17 protein-coding genes and 1 pseudogene are annotated in these 16,391 nt (G+C 65.9%); 14 read left to right on the top strand and 4 right to left on the bottom strand.

Annotation, left to right across the window (positions count from 1 at the left end):
• Positions 1-29: 29 nt before the first annotated feature.
• Positions 30-623 carry a phosphoheptose isomerase gene (locus POR01S_RS16975; protein WP_007162067.1) on the top strand — a complete coding sequence of 198 codons (594 nt, stop codon included), beginning with the start codon at positions 30-32 and terminating at the stop codon, positions 621-623.
• Positions 620-1,192 carry a BON domain-containing protein gene (locus POR01S_RS16970; RefSeq protein ID WP_007162068.1) on the top strand — a complete coding sequence of 191 codons (573 nt, stop codon included), beginning with the start codon at positions 620-622 and terminating at the stop codon, positions 1,190-1,192. Before POR01S_RS16975 ends, POR01S_RS16970 begins: the two co-directional genes overlap by 4 nt.
• Positions 1,193-1,257: 65 nt before the next feature.
• Here the strand turns inward: POR01S_RS16970 and POR01S_RS16965 are convergent, their stop codons facing one another.
• Positions 1,258-1,494: a DUF2171 domain-containing protein gene (locus POR01S_RS16965; protein ID WP_027600263.1), complete on the bottom strand. Its 237-nt coding sequence runs from the start codon at positions 1,492-1,494 to the stop codon at positions 1,258-1,260.
• A 148-nt stretch (positions 1,495-1,642) separates the two neighbouring features.
• Here POR01S_RS16965 and POR01S_RS16960 point away from each other — a divergent pair, with 148 nt between their 5' ends.
• Positions 1,643-2,296, top strand: coding sequence for a sulfite oxidase-like oxidoreductase (locus POR01S_RS16960; RefSeq protein ID WP_042137194.1), 654 nt, complete (start codon positions 1,643-1,645; stop codon positions 2,294-2,296).
• 7 nt (positions 2,297-2,303) lie between these two features.
• On the opposite strand, the gene POR01S_RS16955 is transcribed toward POR01S_RS16960, so the two are convergent.
• Both POR01S_RS16955 and POR01S_RS16950 read right to left on the bottom strand, forming a co-directional pair.
• Entirely contained in the window at positions 2,304-2,708 is a 405-nt protein-coding gene (locus tag POR01S_RS16955) for a hypothetical protein (protein WP_007162071.1), read from the bottom strand.
• Positions 2,705-3,925 carry an N-acetylmuramoyl-L-alanine amidase gene (locus POR01S_RS16950; protein ID WP_007162072.1) on the bottom strand — a complete coding sequence of 407 codons (1,221 nt, stop codon included), beginning with the start codon at positions 3,923-3,925 and terminating at the stop codon, positions 2,705-2,707. Before POR01S_RS16950 ends, POR01S_RS16955 begins: the two co-directional genes overlap by 4 nt.
• Positions 3,926-4,205: 280 nt before the next feature.
• Here POR01S_RS16950 and osmE point away from each other — a divergent pair, with 280 nt between their 5' ends.
• The 11 genes and pseudogenes from osmE (at position 4,206) to POR01S_RS16900 (ending at position 15,887) form a co-directional block, all read left to right on the top strand.
• Positions 4,206-4,544 carry an osmotically-inducible lipoprotein OsmE gene (gene osmE, locus POR01S_RS16945; RefSeq protein WP_007162073.1) on the top strand — a complete coding sequence of 113 codons (339 nt, stop codon included), beginning with the start codon at positions 4,206-4,208 and terminating at the stop codon, positions 4,542-4,544.
• A 192-nt stretch (positions 4,545-4,736) separates the two neighbouring features.
• On the top strand, positions 4,737-5,258 hold the full coding sequence (locus POR01S_RS16940; RefSeq protein WP_007162074.1) for a hypothetical protein: 522 nt from the start codon (positions 4,737-4,739) through the stop codon (positions 5,256-5,258).
• 231 nt (positions 5,259-5,489) lie between these two features.
• Entirely contained in the window at positions 5,490-7,325 is a 1,836-nt protein-coding gene (ilvD, locus tag POR01S_RS16935) for a dihydroxy-acid dehydratase (protein WP_042137192.1), read from the top strand.
• Between the two features lie 439 nt (positions 7,326-7,764).
• The gene (locus POR01S_RS16930; protein WP_042137190.1) at positions 7,765-8,991 is read left to right on the top strand and encodes a maltoporin; all 1,227 of its coding nucleotides are present in this window, start codon (positions 7,765-7,767) and stop codon (positions 8,989-8,991) included.
• A 63-nt stretch (positions 8,992-9,054) separates the two neighbouring features.
• The gene (locus POR01S_RS16925; RefSeq protein ID WP_007162077.1) at positions 9,055-10,083 is read left to right on the top strand and encodes a sugar ABC transporter substrate-binding protein; all 1,029 of its coding nucleotides are present in this window, start codon (positions 9,055-9,057) and stop codon (positions 10,081-10,083) included.
• A gap of 106 nt (positions 10,084-10,189) precedes the next feature.
• Positions 10,190-11,272, top strand: coding sequence for an ABC transporter permease (locus tag POR01S_RS16920; protein ID WP_007162078.1), 1,083 nt, complete (start codon positions 10,190-10,192; stop codon positions 11,270-11,272).
• Positions 11,272-12,039 carry an ATP-binding cassette domain-containing protein gene (locus tag POR01S_RS16915; RefSeq protein WP_042137188.1) on the top strand — a complete coding sequence of 256 codons (768 nt, stop codon included), beginning with the start codon at positions 11,272-11,274 and terminating at the stop codon, positions 12,037-12,039. The genes POR01S_RS16920 and POR01S_RS16915 overlap by 1 nt, the downstream gene beginning before the upstream one ends.
• A gap of 910 nt (positions 12,040-12,949) precedes the next feature.
• Positions 12,950-13,231: pseudogene (locus tag POR01S_RS24470) on the top strand (HAMP domain-containing protein); the annotation flags it as partial.
• A gap of 153 nt (positions 13,232-13,384) precedes the next feature.
• Positions 13,385-14,089, top strand: coding sequence for a methyl-accepting chemotaxis protein (locus POR01S_RS24350; RefSeq protein WP_420893623.1), 705 nt, complete (start codon positions 13,385-13,387; stop codon positions 14,087-14,089).
• A 116-nt stretch (positions 14,090-14,205) separates the two neighbouring features.
• Positions 14,206-15,564: a nucleobase:cation symporter-2 family protein gene (locus POR01S_RS16905; RefSeq protein WP_042137185.1), complete on the top strand. Its 1,359-nt coding sequence runs from the start codon at positions 14,206-14,208 to the stop codon at positions 15,562-15,564.
• Positions 15,565-15,686: 122 nt separating this feature from the next.
• Positions 15,687-15,887 carry a hypothetical protein gene (locus POR01S_RS16900; RefSeq protein WP_007162082.1) on the top strand — a complete coding sequence of 67 codons (201 nt, stop codon included), beginning with the start codon at positions 15,687-15,689 and terminating at the stop codon, positions 15,885-15,887.
• Here the strand turns inward: POR01S_RS16900 and POR01S_RS16895 are convergent.
• Positions 15,884-16,378, bottom strand: a complete 495-nt coding sequence (locus POR01S_RS16895) for a 2-thiouracil desulfurase family protein (protein ID WP_042137183.1) — start codon at positions 16,376-16,378, stop codon at positions 15,884-15,886. The two genes, POR01S_RS16900 and POR01S_RS16895, sit on opposite strands and share 4 nt — an antisense overlap.
• Between the last annotated feature and the right edge of the window lie 13 nt (positions 16,379-16,391).

Raw genomic sequence — 16,391 nt, 5'->3', positions numbered from 1 at the left:
CCTCTACAGCACAGGTCAAAGATATCGCGATGGACACCCACGCCCGCATCCAGAAACTCTTCCGGGACAGCATCGAAACCAAGCGTCAGGCCATGGAAGTCCTGATTCCGCATATCGATCTGGCCAGCCAGGTCATGGTTGCGGCCCTGCTCAACGAAGGCAAGATTCTCACCTGTGGCAACGGCGGTTCCGCCGGCGATGCCCAGCACTTCTCCTCGGAGCTGCTGAATCGCTTCGAGCGCGAGCGTCCCAGCCTGCCGGCCCTGGCCCTGACCACCGACACCTCGACGCTGACCTCCATCGCCAACGACTACAGCTACAACGAGGTGTTCTCCAAGCAGATTCGGGCCCTGGGTCAACCGGGCGACATCCTCCTGGCCATCTCCACCAGCGGCAACTCGGCCAACGTGATCCAGGCGATCCAGGCCGCCCACGACCGCGAGATGACCGTGGTCGCCCTCACCGGCCGCGACGGCGGTGGCATGGCCTCCCTGCTGCTGCCCGAAGACGTCGAGATCCGCGTGCCGGCCAAGGTCACCGCCCGCATCCAGGAAGTGCACCTGCTGGTGATCCACTGCCTGTGCGACCAGATCGATCAGCAACTGTTTGGAAGCGAAGAATGAAGAAGGCTCCTCTGCTCGCCATCCTGGCGCTGTCCTTTGCGGTCGCCGGCTGCAGCAACGTGGTCACCGCCAGCCGCGACAAGCCCATCGACGACAACCGCGGTACCCGTACCCTGGGCAGCACCGTGGACGATGCCCTGATCGAGACCAAGGCGTCGGTCAACATCTCCAAGGCCAATGCCGATCTCGCCAGCTCGCACATCGTGGTGGTGAGCTACAACGGCGTGGTGCTGATCGCTGGCCAGACGCCGCGGGCCGATCTCAAGGCGCAGGCCGAACAGGCCGTGCGCAGCGTGCAGCGGGTCAAGACCGTGCACAACGAACTGCAGGTGACCGGCAACTCCTCGCTGCTGGCGCGTAGCAACGATTCCTGGCTGACCACCCGCATCAAGACCCAGATGTTCGCCGACGAGGACATCCCCGGTTCGCGCATCAAGGTGGTCACCGAAAACGGCATCGTCTACCTCCTGGGCCTGGTGACCCAGCAGGAAGCCGCCCACGCCGTGCAGCTGATCCAGAGCGTCTCGGGCGTGCAGCGCATCGTCAAGCTGTTCGAATACATCAACTGATCCCTATTCGCCGGCCAACAAAAAGCCCCGCCAGTGCGGGGCTTTTTGTTGCTGTGCCAGGCGCCTCAGGCGGCCTGCCACTCGCGCTCGGCTTCGTCGCGGGTCTTGACCAGGCGCACCTGGCTGCCTTCCACGGACTGGACCCAGCTCAGCGGGATGTAGTGGTGCTTGCCCTGGGCATCCTGATCGCGCTTGGTCAGCTTGATGCGATCGGCGCCTTCCATATGGTCGACGGTGCCTACGTGCTGGCCGTCCGAACCGACGACTTCCGCATGCTCTTTGATCTGGGTTGCATCTACCATGGTCGTTCTCCGGCAGGTTAAGAAAAAGGAGGCGCCTCTCTGAGTGCCTGCAGGATAGGAGGCGCAAGACGCCGTCTGGGTTCGGCCTGTGCCGACGAAAGGCCATCATGGCGGTCAGAAACCCACGACCCGTGAAGAGGATCCCTCGATGAGCGATGAGCCAAGCAAGCTGACCCGTTCCAAGGAACGCTGGGCCCAGGAGGGCCGTTTCCTCACCGGCCAGAGTGCCCGTCCGGAAAGCGAGCGACTGCCGCCCGGCCAGCATCGCGTCAGCAACTGGCCGGTCCTGGATCTGGGGGTGCGGCCGGAGGTCAGCCGGGAGCGCTGGCAACTGGCGGTAACCGGCGCAGTGCGCAGGACGCTGCGCTGGAACTGGGAGACCTTCGCGGCGCGGGCGACCAGCCAGGCCGTCAGCGACATGCACTGCGTCACCACCTGGTCACGCTATGACAATCGCTGGATCGGCCTGCCGGTAAGCGAATTGCTCGACGAGGTGCAGCCGCGGGACGAGGCGACCCATGTGCTCCTGCACAGCTACGACGGCTACATCACCAACCTGCCGCTGGCGGATTTCGCCGCACCGGGCGCCATGCTGGTCCACAGCTGGGAGGGCCAGCCGCTGACCGCCGAGCACGGCGGGCCGGTGCGGGCAATGATCCCGCACCTCTATCTGTGGAAGAGCGCCAAGTGGCTCAGGCGCATCGACTTCCGGGTCGGCGACACGCCGGGCTTCTGGGAGATGCGCGGCTATCACGACCGCGGCGACCCCTGGCAGGAACAGCGCTACGCCGACGACGCCTGAGGGCGTCTCAACGCGCCGCCGGAGCCAGCTGCAGCTCCACCGGATCGCCGGGGTTGAGGCTGCGGATACGGAATTCGTCGCGCGAGAGACTGAGGATTTCCGTGGGATAGGTGATGCCTTCCTCGATCAGGTTCAGGCCCTTCTCGGTGCGCGTCCAGCGGCCCAGGGAGGGCTGGCTGCTCGGCGAGGCCATCACCAGGGTGCCATCGCTGAGAAAGACGTAGAGCATTCCCGGCTCGATGCTGTTGCTGGTCTTGATCTGCCAGACCTTGTTGACGAAGCCTTCCTGGGCACTGCCCTGCTTGTCGCCACCGCCCTGACCGTAGCCGATCAACCCGGCGACGACACAGAGCGCACCTATCACCAGCACCACCACGCGCCAGTAACGACGCGCCTTGTCTTGCAAACTCATGTCACTCCTTGGGTGTTCTTGAGGCTGGCCAGGTAGGTACCCAGCGGGGGGCGCTCCTGGAAATAGCCATGCAGTCCGGCAAAGATGGAATCGGCCAGCTGCTTCTGGTGGCGACTGTCGAGCAGGCGTCGGCAATCGCGATCATTGGAAATGAAGCCCGTCTCGACCAGGATCGAGGGGATGTCGGGCGATTTGAGCACAGCGAAGCCCGCCTGCTCCACTCGTTTCTGGTGCAGGTTGGTGATGCTCGACAATTGCCCCAGCACCTTGTGGCCCAGGTCCAGGCTCGACGAGATGGTGGCGTTCATCGACATGTCCAGCAGCACGCCGGCGAGCATGGGGTCGCGGCCCTTGAGAATCTCGTTGGCGCCGATCAGGTCGACGTTGTTCTCGCTGTCGGCCAGGAAGCGCGCCGTGGTGGAGGTCGCGCCGCGCTCCGACAGGGCATAGACCGAGGCACCGTAGGCGGTGCGGCGTGGCGCGGCATCGGCATGCACCGAGACGAACATGTCGGCGTTGTAGCTGCGGGCAACCTCGACGCGCTTGCGCAGCGGCACGAAGAAGTCGTCGTTGCGCACCAGCTTGGCCTTGAAGCCCTTCTGCAGATTGATCCGCCGCGCCAGATTCTGCGCCACGATCAGGGCGATGTCCTTTTCCCGATCACCGCGCGCGCTCAGCGCACCCGGGTCCTTGCCGCCGTGACCGGCATCGACCACCACCATGATGTCGCGACCCGTGGCCAGGCCCTTGCCGCGCTTGACCTCCAGCGGCGGCTCGGCGTCGACCGGCTTGCGCGCAGCCACCGCCGGCGCCCCGGCCCGCTTGAGATCCAGCACCAGGCGATTGGCCGCGCCTTCGCCCGGACCGAGGATGAAGCTCTCCACCTCCACCGGATGGGCCAGCTCCAGCACCACCCGGGTGTCCTGGGCGCCGTAGTGGGCGCTGCGCACGGCGCGCACCGGCGACCCCTGCAGGGCGAGATGATTGAGTACCGCCGGCGCCTGGGTATCGGCGAGATCGAGAATGATGCGGTCCGGCGCGACCAGGGTGAAGGTCTTGTAGCGGACCGGCCCGGTGAGATCGAACACCAGGCGGAGCTTGTCGGCATCCTGCCAGGCCCGGGCACCCTTGAGTTGCTGCCGGGCGGCGAACGCCGGCAACCCGACGGGCAAGGTCATGCCAGCCAGGATCAGATTGAGCAGACGACGGCGATTCATGAGGTCCTCGCGAGAAACGAGAAACGGCTGGGGGAGTTACAACATAACGCTAAAGATCGCCTGCCGCCTGGCCCCTGTCAACTGCCGTTCGGACAAAATAATCCTTAAAAAACGGGGGCATAGCGTTCGTTTGCAGAATCAGCTTTAGATACAGTCACTTGCCGTCGCCAGTGGGAGATCCGTCAAAGCGGCAAACGGCGAGAAGTGCGACGGAGAGCGAATTTATCGGCGCCGCCATCGTCGAAGTGTCAGGCACTTCCGCCTTTGAAGGGATCACACCATGAACAAGAAGATTGCAGTCGCGACCGCCCTGCTGGCTGGCACCGTGCTGGCGGGCTGCGCCTCGGTAAAGAACACCGCCGACTACACCGTGGGCCGCGTCGAATTTCGCGAGCAACCCCTGGTGAAGCAGGTGGACAAGGGCATGAGCAAGGCTGACGTGCTGCGCATCGGCGGTACCCCGTCGAGCACCTATACCCGCAAGTACCGCCCCGGCACCTGCAACAACTATGTGCTCAACAAGGACGGCAAGGAGCAGGTCTATTCGATCGGCTTCGATAGCATGAACCGCGTCGACAGCAAGGACTTCGAAACCTGCGAAAGCGCCGACCGCGCCTGAGCCGGGCACTGACCGGCCAGCCAGGCCGGGTGTCCTGAAGGACGCTGGCGGCGTCTGATGGACAGGATGGGCGAGCGGCAGCACCATGGGCCCTCGCCATCCCCGACCGCTGCGCCAACCTCCTGCACTGTGGATCGACGCAGGCGCGGCCAGCGCCGCCAGGCTCTACCCATCGTTCCAAGGAATTCAGGCATGTCCAGACGTCACCTCATACTCACAGCTGCGGTGCTTTCCCTGACTGGCTGCGGTGGCTATGACTACAGTTGCGATGCGGCCAAGACCGCCGAGCTGGTCCGTCAGCAATACGCCCAGACCATCAACGAGATCTATGCGGACGACATCGCCGCCGGCCAGCCCGCGCTGGAAGCCGGCCAGGTCTCGCTGGTCGACATCAAGACCCAGGAAGAACCCTCGGACAGCGGCGAAGCGGGCTTCTATACCTGCAACGCGACCGTCGAGGCCACCTGGCCCAAGGCCGCCCTCGAACGCCTGGCGCCAGCCGCCGCCCAGCTGGCCAGCGTCGGCGCCATCCTCGAGAACGGTCACCTGCGCCATGCGCTGAGCTACGAATCCTCGCTGGAAGGCAGCGACCAGCAGCGCGTCGACATCACCCTGCCCGAAGCCGTGGACCTGAGTCTCAAGACCCTGGCCGGCCAGGAGCCCATGGACGAATACCTGGAAGACGCCCCCGACGGCGAACAGGAAGCGCCCTGATCCGTCCGGCGCCGGCCTGCTGTGCAGTGCTGGCGCCCGGGTGTATGATCCAGACTCCCCTCCGCCAGCATCCTCCGGCGGGTTCGTGAGCCCTGGCACCCCCTGTGGAGATCCCGCATGGCGTTGCCGCCCTCCGGCCCGGCAACCGTCACTCCGCGTTTGCACCGTGCCTCGTCTGCGCTCACGATGACCAGAACCGTGATCTAGAAAGCCGCCTCGGAGAGACGCTTCATGCCTGACTATCGCTCGAAAACCTCCACCCAGGGCCGCAACATGGCTGGCGCCAGGGCGCTCTGGCGCGCCACCGGGATGAAGGACGAAGACTTCAAGAAGCCCATCATCGCCATCGCCAACTCCTTTACCCAGTTCGTGCCGGGGCACGTCCACCTCAAGGATCTCGGCCAGTTGGTCGCCCGCGAGATCGAGAAGGCCGGCGGCGTGGCCAAGGAATTCAACACCATCGCCGTGGACGACGGCATCGCCATGGGCCACGACGGCATGCTCTATTCGCTGCCCAGTCGCGAGATCATCGCCGACGCCGTGGAATACATGGTCAATGCCCACTGCGCCGATGCCCTGGTGTGCATCTCCAACTGCGACAAGATCACCCCCGGCATGCTGATGGCCGCCCTGCGCCTGAACATCCCGGTGGTCTTCGTTTCCGGCGGTCCCATGGAAGCCGGCAAGACCAAGCTGGCCAGTCACGGCCTGGACCTGGTGGACGCCATGGTCATCGCCGCCGACAGTTCGGCCAGCGACGAGAAGGTCGCCGAATACGAACGCAGCGCCTGCCCCACCTGTGGCAGCTGCTCGGGCATGTTCACCGCCAACTCCATGAACTGCCTGGTCGAGGCCCTCGGCCTGGCCCTGCCCGGCAACGGCTCGACCCTGGCCACCCACGCCGACCGCAAGGAGCTGTTCCTGCGGGCCGGCCGCACCATCGTCGAGCTGTGCCGCCGCTACTACCAGGAAAACGACGAGTCGGCGCTGCCGCGCAACATCGCCTCCTATGCGGCGTTCGAGAACGCCATGACCCTGGACATCGCCATGGGCGGCTCGACCAACACCATCCTGCACCTGCTGGCCGCCGCCCAGGAAGCCGAGGTGGACTTCGACCTGCGCAACATCGATGCCCTGTCGCGCAAGGTGCCGCAGCTGTGCAAGGTGGCGCCGAACATCCAGAAATACCACATGGAAGACGTGCACCGCGCCGGGGGCATCTTCAGCATCCTGGGCGAACTGGCCCGTGGCGGACTGCTGCATACCGACCTGCCCACCGTGCACAGCCGGACCCTGGGCGAAGCCATCGAGCACTGGGACATCACCCTGACCCAGGACGAGGCGGTGAAGACCTTCTTCCGCGCCGGTCCGGCCGGCATCCCGACCCAGGAAGCCTTCAGCCAGGCGACCCGCTATGACAGCCTGGACGACGATCGCGCCGAGGGCTGCATCCGCTCGGTCGCCCATGCCTATTCCCAGGAAGGCGGCCTGGCGGTGCTCTACGGCAACATCGCCCTGGACGGCTGCGTGGTGAAGACCGCCGGCGTGGATGAATCCATCCATGTGTTCGAAGGCAATGCCAAGGTGTTCGAGAGCCAGGACGCCGCCGTGCGTGGCATCCTCGCCGACGAGGTCAAGGCCGGCGACATCGTCATCATCCGCTACGAAGGGCCCAAGGGCGGCCCGGGCATGCAGGAGATGCTCTACCCCACCAGCTACCTGAAGTCCAAGGGCCTGGGCAAGCAGTGCGCCCTGCTCACCGACGGCCGCTTCTCCGGCGGCACCTCGGGCCTGTCGATCGGCCATGCCTCGCCGGAAGCGGCAGCGGGTGGCGCTATCGGCCTGGTGCGCGACGGCGACAAGGTGCTCATCGACATCCCCCAGCGCAGCATCAACCTGCTGGTGAGCGACGAAGAGCTGTCCCACCGCCGCATCGAGCAGGACAAGCTGGGCTGGAAGCCGGCACAACCCCGTGCCCGCCGCGTGACCACTGCACTCAAGGCCTATGCCCTGCTGGCCACCAGCGCCGACAAGGGCGGCGTGCGCGACAAGGCCCTGCTGGGCTGATTCGCGCCCTCCGGGCGACGGCATCCGTCGTCGCCCGGACGCTCCGCCCCACCTTCCCTCCTGCTCTCCCGCTCTATTCCGCCCTTCCGCTTGCGCTCCTTTCTCTGCGCTTCGCCTATGGCTTCTTCAGCAGGAGCAGTCCTCGCCATGACCCCATTCCAGAGGGGTTTCACAGTTGCTTGGCTTGCTATTTTTGTAGAAGCACAGCTTGTGATTCAGCTCACACATCGCTGTAATCGAGCCGCTAGGCCGTTGAGTGATCAAAGGCTACCCTCCGTCTGCCGCTGAATTGATTCAGCGATAAGTTTGTAGTCAGGTTGGGTTCCAATGGTCACACCTATGTCGATCTTCCGCTGGAGCACGGCGGGTCAGGTGCAGGCCAGGCACTGAGTTACACAACAACAATAAATAGGGAACATAAATGAATAAGAAAAAGGCTATGCCCTTGGCCAGGGTTTCGGTCGCGTCCTTGATGAGCACTCTTCTGCTGATTCCTGCGGCTAACGCCCTGGAAACCACCGGTTACTTCCGTACCGGCCTCGGTGATTCCTCCGGTTCCGACTCAATGCGCTGCTTCAAGCTGCAGGGTGCCCAGTCCAAGTACCGTCTGGGCAACGAGTGCGAGCAGTACGGCGAGCTGGCGCTGAAGCAGAATGTCTTCAATCTGGACGACGGCTCGGCAATCGGCGTCTATGGCATGGGCAGCTTCTTCAACAGGTACGATCGCACCCCGACCTTCAATGGCGACAACGGCGAGATCCGCGCGGTCCAGGCCTATGCCTACTGGAACAACATCGCCGCGCTGAACGGCGGCAACCTCTGGGCCGGTCGCCGTTACTACAAGCGTAACGATATCCACATCTCCGACTTCTTTTACTGGAACCAGAGCGCCACCGGCGGTGGTATCGAGGACGTCAACATCGGCGGCCTCAAGTACAGCCTGGCCTTCTCGCGCAAGGACAACCAGAACCAGAAGGACTTCCAGAACCGCATCGACTTCAACGTCGCCGGCTTCAACACCAACCCCAATGGCTCGCTGGAAATCGGCGTCAGCTACCTGGACAAGCCCAGCAACCAGCCCAATGCCAACAGTGGTGTCGCGGTGACGCTGCAGCACAAGCAGGCCAACTTCATGGGCTGGGGTGGCGTGAACACCTTTGCCGTGCAGCGCGGCCAGGGTCCGGGCACCGCCCTGGGCAGCACCGGCGATCCCACCCTGAGCAGCGCCGACGTCTCCTATCGCGTCGTCGACTACTTCGACTGGCAGATCAGCCGTTACTGGGGTGGCCAGATCGCCGCGGTCTACCAGAAGGACGAGCGTCCCAATGGCAACGACCTGCGCTGGACCTCGCTGGGTGGCCGTCTGGTCTACGGCATCAGCGACCAGTTCAAGTTCTCCACCGAACTGGGTCATGACCAGGTGCAGGCCCCGGGTGGTACCCGCAAGCTGACCAAGCTGACGCTGGCACCCACCTGGTCGCCCAAGGGTCCGGAATTCAAGTCGCGTCCCGAATTCCGCCTGTTCTACACCTATGCCGCCTGGAACCGGGCAGCCCAGCAGGCGGCCGATGAATTCGACGCCGGCTCCGCGCTGTCGAGCACCGGTACCTTCGGCAACGATCTGCACGGCTCCAACGTCGGCTTCCAGATCGAGCAGTGGTGGTAACAGCTCCACGGCGACCGACGCGCTGTCGGTCGCCTTCCCGTCTCTGAACCCGAGCGCACAACAATGAAAAGAACCGTCTCCCTCGCGTCCTTCGCCGGTTGCCTGTTGGCCGCCGCCCTGGCCAGTGGCACCGCCCAGGCAGCCCCTGTGTCCGCCTGCCTCATCACCAAGACCGATACCAATCCCTTCTTCGTGAAGATGAAGGAAGGTGCCACCGCCAAGGCCAAGGAGCTGGGGGTGACGCTCAAGGCCTACGCCGGCAAGATCGACGGCGACAGCGAAAGCCAGGTGGCCGCCATCGAGACCTGCATCGCCGATGGCGCCAAGGGCATCCTCATCACCGCCTCCGACACCAAGGGCATCGTGCCCAATCTGCAGAAGGCCCGCGAAGCCGGTCTGCTGGTGATCGCCCTGGACACCCCGCTGGATCCGGTGAGCGCCGCCGACATGACCTTCGCCACCGACAATCTGCTGGCCGGCAAGCTGATCGGCCAGTGGGCGCGGGAAACCCTGGGTGACAAGGCCAAGGACGCGCGGGTGGCCTTTCTCGACCTGAACGCCTCCCAGCCCTCGGTGGACGTCCTGCGCGACCAGGGCTTCATGCTCGGCTTCGGCATCGACCCCAAGGATCAGAGCCGCATCGGCGACGAGACCGATCCGCGCATCGTCGGCCACGACGTGACCAACGGCAACGAAGAAGGCGGCCGCGCCGCGATGGAGAATCTGCTGCAGAAGGATCCGACCATCAACGTGGTGCACACCATCAATGAGCCAGCCGCCGCCGGCGCCTACGAGGCGCTCAAGGCCGTGGGTCGCGAGAAGGACGTGCTGATCGTGTCCATCGACGGCGGTTGCCCGGGCGTGCACAACGTCGCCGACGGCGTCATCGGCGCCACCTCCCAGCAGTACCCGCTGCAGATGGCGGCCCTGGGCATCGAGGCGATCAAGACCTTTGCCGACACCGGCAAGAAGCCGACCCCGACCGAGGGCAAGAGCTTCGTCGACACCGGCGTGAAGCTGGTGACGGACAAGCCGGTCCCCGGCATCCAGTCCATCGACAGCAAGACCGCCCTGCAGAAATGCTGGGGCTGATGGCCCCTCGTCTACGCTAGAGGAGACCGATCGCCCCGCCTGAGCCCTTCGGGCCCGGGTGCGGGCGATCGACTCTCGGCCGCTTTCCCGCTTTCAGGAGATTGCCATGAGCGATCCGACCTCACCCTCTCCGTCCGGCCAGCCCTTCGAACAGGTGCTCAAGCACAGCGCCACGGAGGTCGCCTCCTTTGCCCGTGACGAGCGCAGCCCGCTGGTCAAATTCCGTCACTTCCTGCATTCGCGTCCCTCGGCGGTCTCGCTGCTGGTGCTGCTGCTGTCGCTGGGCATCTTTGGCGCCCTGCTGGGCGGCAAGTTCTTTTCCGCCTTCGCCCTCACCCTGATCCTGCAGCAGGTCGCCATCACCGGCATCGTCGGCGCGGCCCAGACCCTGGTGGTGGTCACCGCCGGCATCGATCTCTCGGTGGGCGCCATCATGGTGCTGTCCTCGGTGGTCATGGGCCAGTTCACCTTCCGCTACGGCCTGCCGGTGGAGCTGTCGATCCTCTGCGGCCTGGCGGTGGGCACCCTGTGCGGCATGGCCAACGGCTGGCTGATCGCCCGCATCAAGCTGCCGCCCTTCATCGTTACCCTGGGCATGTGGCAGATCGTGCTCGCGGCCAACTTCCTCTATTCGCGCAACGAGACCATCCGCGCCCAGGAAATCGGCGCGACCGCGCCGCTACTGCAGGTGTTCGGCGACAATTTCCGCCTGGGTGGCGCGGTCTTCACCTATGGCGTGATCGCCCTGGTGGTGTTGGTCGCCCTGCTCTGGTACGTGCTCAACCACACCGCCTGGGGGCGCCACCTCTATGCGGTGGGCGACGATCCCGAGGCCGCGGCGCTGGCCGGGGTCAACGTCCGCCGCATGCTGATCACCGTGTACGGGCTGTCCGGACTCATCTGCGCCTTTGCCGGCTGGGTGCTGATCGGCCGCATCGGCTCGGTCTCGCCCACCGCCGGGCAGTTCGCCAACATCGAGTCCATCACCGCCGTGGTGATCGGCGGCATCTCGCTGTTCGGCGGCCGCGGCTCCATCCTCGGCATGCTGTTCGGCGCCCTGATCGTCGGCGTCTTCGCCCTCGGCCTGCGGCTGCTGGGCACCGACGTGCAGTGGACCTATCTGCTGATCGGCACGCTCATCATCGCGGCCGTGGCTATCGACCAATGGATCAGAAAGGCGGCCAGCTGATGACTACCGAACCCCTGCTCATGGCCCGTGGCCTGGTGAAGCGCTATGGCCGCGTCACCGCCCTCGACCACGCCGACTTCGACCTGCTGCCCGGCGAGATCCTCGCCGTGATCGGCGACAACGGCGCCGGAAAGTCCTCGCTGATCAAGGCCATCTCCGGTGCCCTGCGGCCCGATGAAGGCGAGATCCGCTTCGAAGGCCAGCCGGTGCAGTTCGCCTCGCCCATCGCGGCGCGGCGGGCCGGCATCGAGACGGTCTACCAGAACCTGGCGCTGTCGCCGGCGCTGTCCATCGCCGACAACCTCTTCCTGGGTCGCGAATTGCGCAAGCCGGGGCTGCTGGGCACCCTCTGCCGCACCCTGGACCGCAAGGAAATGGAGCGCATCGCCCGGGAAAAGCTCTCCGAACTGGGATTGATGACCATCCAGAACATCAACCAGGCGGTGGAGACCCTGTCGGGTGGTCAGCGCCAGGGCGTGGCCGTGGCGCGGGCGGCGGCCTTCGGCTCCAAGGTGATCATCCTCGACGAACCCACGGCGGCGCTGGGGGTGAAGGAGTCGCGCAAGGTGCTGGAGCTGATCCTCGACGTGCGTGCCCGCGGCATCGCCATCGTGCTGATCTCCCACAACATGCCCCATGTGTTCGAGATCGCCGATCGCATCCACATCCATCGCCTGGGTCGCCGCCTGACGGTGATCGATCCGCGCCAGCACTCCATGGCCGACGCCGTGGCGCTGATGACCGGCGCTCAGACGGTCGCCGCCTAGGCAGGCCTGACCCCGGGTCTCCCCGGCCACGGCCGACTGGGAGACCCGCGGCCGGCCCGAGCTCCGCTGATCCGGCTCCACAGGAAAAACCTGACTGGCCGCTCAAGTTATCTCCGGCAGGCACCGATAAAGTCGGACAATTAATTGTCGGAGTCATCCCGCGGTGCCTGCCTTGTCGTTGAAACAGAAACTCTCGTTGTCTGCCACCGCGGCCGTCCTGGTCGTGGGGGTGGGTCTCACCGCCATCAACTTCTTCAATACCCGCACGGCGCTGGAAGCCTCTACGGTCGAGCAGCTGAAGACCGTCAGCTTCGTCTTCAACGGCGGGGTTCGCCAGTGGCTGGACGGCAAGGCCGCGGCGCTGGGCGCCCTGGCTGCCGACACCCCGGACGCCCAGCTCCCGGCCAGCCTCAATCAGGTCAAGAACTCCGGCGCCTTCGACAACGTCTTCTATGCCCGCGGCGATGGCAGCCAGGTCAATGCCAATGGTGTCCAGTTGCCGCCGGACAACAACGATCCGCGCCAGTGGCTCTGGTACCAGCAGGCGCAGCAGAATCCCGGCAAGGTGTTCTTTTCCATTCCCACCGTGGCGGCGGCGACCAAGCAGAACGTGCTGTCGCTGGGCTGGGCCCTGCAGTCGGCGGGCAAGACCACCGCGATCCTCGGCGCGGACGTCAGCATCAGCGACATCCTCGACCAGCTCAAGCGCGTGCAACTGCCGGGCGCCGGCAGTGCCGTGCTGGTCAACGGCCAGAACATCGTCCTGGGCCACGAAGACGCCGCCCTGCTGGCCAAGCCGATCACCGAGCTCTTTCCCCAGCTCGACGCGGACACCCTCCAGCGCCTGGCTCAGGCACCGGGCGAGCGCTATGTGGAAACCGCGGCCGGCCAGCGGCTCTATGCCGCGCCCATGAATCACCATGGCGAAACCCTGGTGATGATCGTCGACAGTGGCGTGCTCATGGCGCCGCTGCAACGCCAGCTGTGGATCAGCCTCGCCATCCTGGCCGTGGTGCTGGGCGGCTCGCTGCTGCTCATCAACCTGCTGTGCAGCTATCTGCTCCGGCCGCTGGGCGTGGTCTCGACCGGGCTGCAGGTGATCGCCGACGGCCAGGGCGATCTGACCCGCCGCATCGCCGTGCAGAGTACCGATGAGGTCGGCGGGCTGGCCGGCCATTTCAACCAGTTCGTGGCCAGCCTGCACGGCCTGATCGGCGGCGTGCGCCAGCATGCCCAGAGCGTGGACGCCGAATCGCAGAAGGTCCTGCAGCGCAGCGCCGCGGCCACCCGGGAACTGGGGCGCCTGCAGCAGGAGATCACCCTGGTGGCCACGGCCGTGACGGAAATGTCTTCCGCCACCCAGGAGATCGCCCGCAATGCCGAGCAGACCGCCGAGGCCATCCGCCAGTCTTCCGACAGCACCGCCCAGGGGCTGACCCTGGTGCAGACCAGCAAGGAATCCATCAACAGCCTGGCGCGGGAAGTGGATGACGCCACCCGGGTGATCGGCGAGCTGGACCACCACTCCCAGGCCATCGCCAAGGTGCTGGACAGCATCCAGAGCATCGCCGAGCAGACCAACCTGCTGGCGCTCAACGCGGCCATCGAGGCGGCCCGCGCCGGCGAGCATGGCCGGGGCTTCGCGGTGGTCGCCGACGAGGTGCGGACACTGTCGCAACGGACCCAGGCCTCGACCCGGGAGATCAACGAGACCATCGGCACCCTGCAGCAGATGACCCGCCAGGCGGTGCAGCGCATGGACAGCAGCATGGCCATCGCCGAGCGCAGCGTCGCCGACGTGGAACGCGCCTCCAGCGCCCTGGAAGAGATCGCCCAGAGTGCCGGCGTCATCTCCGAGATGTCCCTGCAGATCGACACCGCGGCCGAGGAGCAGACCTCGGTCACCGAGGAGATCACCCGCAATGTCATCACCATCAAGGGCCTCGGCGACACCCTGGCCAGCGGCGCCGAGGACTCGGAGCGCCAGTCGCGCTCGCTGCAGCATCACGCCGCCGACCTCAATCGCGACGTGGCCCGCTTCATCCTCTAAACCATAAGGGACACAGCCGCCGGCCGCCAGGCCGCCGGCTGTGTCCCGGTCGAAGACCCTGCGCCGCGGGGCGGGCATCCGGTAAGATCGGCGCTTTTTCCGCGACGACTCCGCCCATGTCCCAGCCTTCCCGCTCCGAACTGCTCTATGGTCCCCAGGACCGACCGCGCCCGCTGATCGCCCTGCTGGCCGCCATCCAGCACCTGTTGGCCATCATCGTGCCCATCGTCACCCCCGGTCTGCTGATCTGTCAGGCCCTGGGCGTCTCGCCGCGCGACACCAACCTGATCGTCTCCATGTCGCTGGTGATCTCCGGCATCGCCACCTTCGTCCAGTGTCGTCGCTTCGGGCCCTTCGGCGCCGGGCTGCTGATCGTCCAGGGCACCAGTTTCAACTTCGTCGGCCCGCTGATCGCCGGTGGCGCCCTGATGGTCAAGAACGGCACCCCAGTGGAAGCCGTGATGGCGGCCATCTTCGGCGTGGTGATGGCCGGCTCCTTCGTCGAGATGGGGGTGTCGCGGGTGCTGCCCTTCGTCAAGCGCCTCATCACCCCGCTGGTGACCGGCATCGTGGTGCTGATGATCGGCCTGACGCTGATCAAGGTCGGCCTGATCAGCATGGGCGGCGGCTTCGCGGCCCTGGGCAACGGCACCTTTGCCAATGGCGAGAACCTACTGCTGTCGGGCACAGTGCTGGCCACCATCGTGGTGCTCAATCGCATTCCGCTGCGCGCCCTGCGCAGCAGCGCCATCGTCGTCGCCCTGCTGCTGGGCTATGCCCTGGCGGCCTGGCTCGGCCGGCTGAACTTCACCGGCATGCACGAAGCCGCCTGGGTGCAGATCCCCCTGCCGCTGCACTTCGGCCTGGGCTTTTCCTGGTCGCTGTTCGTGCCCCTGCTGGTGATCTACCTGGTGACCTCGCTGGAGGCCATCGGCGACATCACCGCCACCAGCAAGGTCTCCCGCGAACCCGTGGAAGGCCCGCTGTGGATGCAGCGGATCAAGGGCGGGGTGCTGGTCAACGGCGCCAACTCGCTGCTGGCCGGGCTGTTCAACACCTTTCCCAGCTCGGTGTTCGCCCAGAACAACGGGGTGATCCAGCTGACCGGCATCGCCAGTCGCCATGTCGGCCTGTGGATCGCCGCCATCCTGGTCCTGCTGGGGCTGTTCCCGGCGGTGGCCGGGGTGATCCAGGCGGTGCCCGAGCCGGTACTCGGCGGCGCGGCCATGGTGATGTTCGGCGCGGTCGCCGCCTCGGGGATCAACATCCTCGCCGGCGTCGAGCTGGATCGACGCGCGCTGCTGATCATCGCCGTATCCCTGGCCCTGGGCCTGGGCATCTCCCAGGTGCCGGAATTTCTCGCCCATATGCCGGCCGGCCTGAGGGCGGTGCTGGAATCCGGCGTCGCCACCGGCGGCCTGTGCGCCCTGCTGATGAACTGGTTCCTGCCGGAGACGCCAAAAGCCGCTGGCTAGACCAGGCTTTTTCATCCGCGGGCTGAAGTTCCGCGCTGGGGTGCCGATAAGCCTGGCAAGTCACCTGTGGGCTTGCCGCGATCGTCGTTTCGAGCGTGGGCGACCCACCCAGCAGAGCGCCCATGATCAGCCCGGATGTTCCTGTCGTTAAGGTCCCGCTGCGCGAATATGCCGTCCTGGCGCGTGCCATGGGCGCCACCGTCTTTGCCCAGAATCTCGAAAAGCAGCCGGGCGAGCTGGTCGGCTGGCGCTTTCCCAAGGGCTGCTTCGTGCAGAAGGCGCATTTCCAGAGCCTGCTGGGCCGCCAGCCGGAGACCCTCTAGGCGTTGCCTTCCAGCGCCGCGAGCAGGCGCTGCGCCGCGACCAGTTCGGTCTCGTTGAAGACGGCGACGCCAGCGCGTTTCAGCGCCGCCGCCGTGACCCCCTCGCCCGCCACGCGGGTGCCGCTGAAGCTGCCATCGTAGTTTTCCAGATTGCCGCAGGACGGACTGCGCGCCTTGAGCACCGCCAGGCGGATGCCATGCCGCGCGATCAGTTCGAGAGCGGCCTCGGCACCGGCGACGAAGGCGGCGGTCACGTCTTCGCCGCCCACGGTTACCACCGCTACCCGGCCGTCCAGCACGGCGCCGCCCTGGCCACCGGGAATCTCCGCGGGCGGACGTGGCGTGGGCAGGCCCCCGGCCACCTCCGGACAGAGGGGCACGATGCGCCCTTCCGACTGCCAGACGCCCAGCAGATCGAAGGGGCCATGGGCGCCGCCGTCATAGCGCACCCGATGCCCCAGCAGGCAGCGACTCACCAGTATCTTTTCCATACGCCCTCCGCGT

This window comes from Pseudomonas oryzihabitans NBRC 102199 (assembly GCF_000730625.1).
Lineage (GTDB): Bacteria > Pseudomonadota > Gammaproteobacteria > Pseudomonadales > Pseudomonadaceae > Chryseomonas > Chryseomonas oryzihabitans.
Note: the sequence above shows the minus strand (reverse complement) of the source record. Positions and strands in the feature narration are given on the sequence as shown.

Excerpts from the sequence above, each read along its gene's own strand:
- POR01S_RS16975 (WP_007162067.1), top strand. The coding sequence starts at position 30 with ATGGACACCCACGCCCGCATCCAGAAACTCTTCCGGGACAGCATCGAA.
- POR01S_RS16970 (WP_007162068.1), top strand. The coding sequence starts at position 620 with ATGAAGAAGGCTCCTCTGCTCGCCATCCTGGCGCTGTCCTTTGCGGTC.
- POR01S_RS16965 (WP_027600263.1), bottom strand. The coding sequence starts at position 1,494 with ATGGTAGATGCAACCCAGATCAAAGAGCATGCGGAAGTCGTCGGTTCG.
- POR01S_RS16960 (WP_042137194.1), top strand. The coding sequence starts at position 1,643 with ATGAGCGATGAGCCAAGCAAGCTGACCCGTTCCAAGGAACGCTGGGCC.
- POR01S_RS16955 (WP_007162071.1), bottom strand. The coding sequence starts at position 2,708 with ATGAGTTTGCAAGACAAGGCGCGTCGTTACTGGCGCGTGGTGGTGCTG.
- POR01S_RS16950 (WP_007162072.1), bottom strand. The coding sequence starts at position 3,925 with ATGAATCGCCGTCGTCTGCTCAATCTGATCCTGGCTGGCATGACCTTG.
- osmE (WP_007162073.1), top strand. The coding sequence starts at position 4,206 with ATGAACAAGAAGATTGCAGTCGCGACCGCCCTGCTGGCTGGCACCGTG.
- POR01S_RS16940 (WP_007162074.1), top strand. The coding sequence starts at position 4,737 with ATGTCCAGACGTCACCTCATACTCACAGCTGCGGTGCTTTCCCTGACT.
- ilvD (WP_042137192.1), top strand. The coding sequence starts at position 5,490 with ATGCCTGACTATCGCTCGAAAACCTCCACCCAGGGCCGCAACATGGCT.
- POR01S_RS16930 (WP_042137190.1), top strand. The coding sequence starts at position 7,765 with ATGCCCTTGGCCAGGGTTTCGGTCGCGTCCTTGATGAGCACTCTTCTG.
- POR01S_RS16925 (WP_007162077.1), top strand. The coding sequence starts at position 9,055 with ATGAAAAGAACCGTCTCCCTCGCGTCCTTCGCCGGTTGCCTGTTGGCC.
- POR01S_RS16920 (WP_007162078.1), top strand. The coding sequence starts at position 10,190 with ATGAGCGATCCGACCTCACCCTCTCCGTCCGGCCAGCCCTTCGAACAG.
- POR01S_RS16915 (WP_042137188.1), top strand. The coding sequence starts at position 11,272 with ATGACTACCGAACCCCTGCTCATGGCCCGTGGCCTGGTGAAGCGCTAT.
- POR01S_RS24350 (WP_420893623.1), top strand. The coding sequence starts at position 13,385 with ATGTCTTCCGCCACCCAGGAGATCGCCCGCAATGCCGAGCAGACCGCC.
- POR01S_RS16905 (WP_042137185.1), top strand. The coding sequence starts at position 14,206 with ATGTCCCAGCCTTCCCGCTCCGAACTGCTCTATGGTCCCCAGGACCGA.
- POR01S_RS16900 (WP_007162082.1), top strand. The coding sequence starts at position 15,687 with ATGATCAGCCCGGATGTTCCTGTCGTTAAGGTCCCGCTGCGCGAATAT.
- POR01S_RS16895 (WP_042137183.1), bottom strand. The coding sequence starts at position 16,378 with ATGGAAAAGATACTGGTGAGTCGCTGCCTGCTGGGGCATCGGGTGCGC.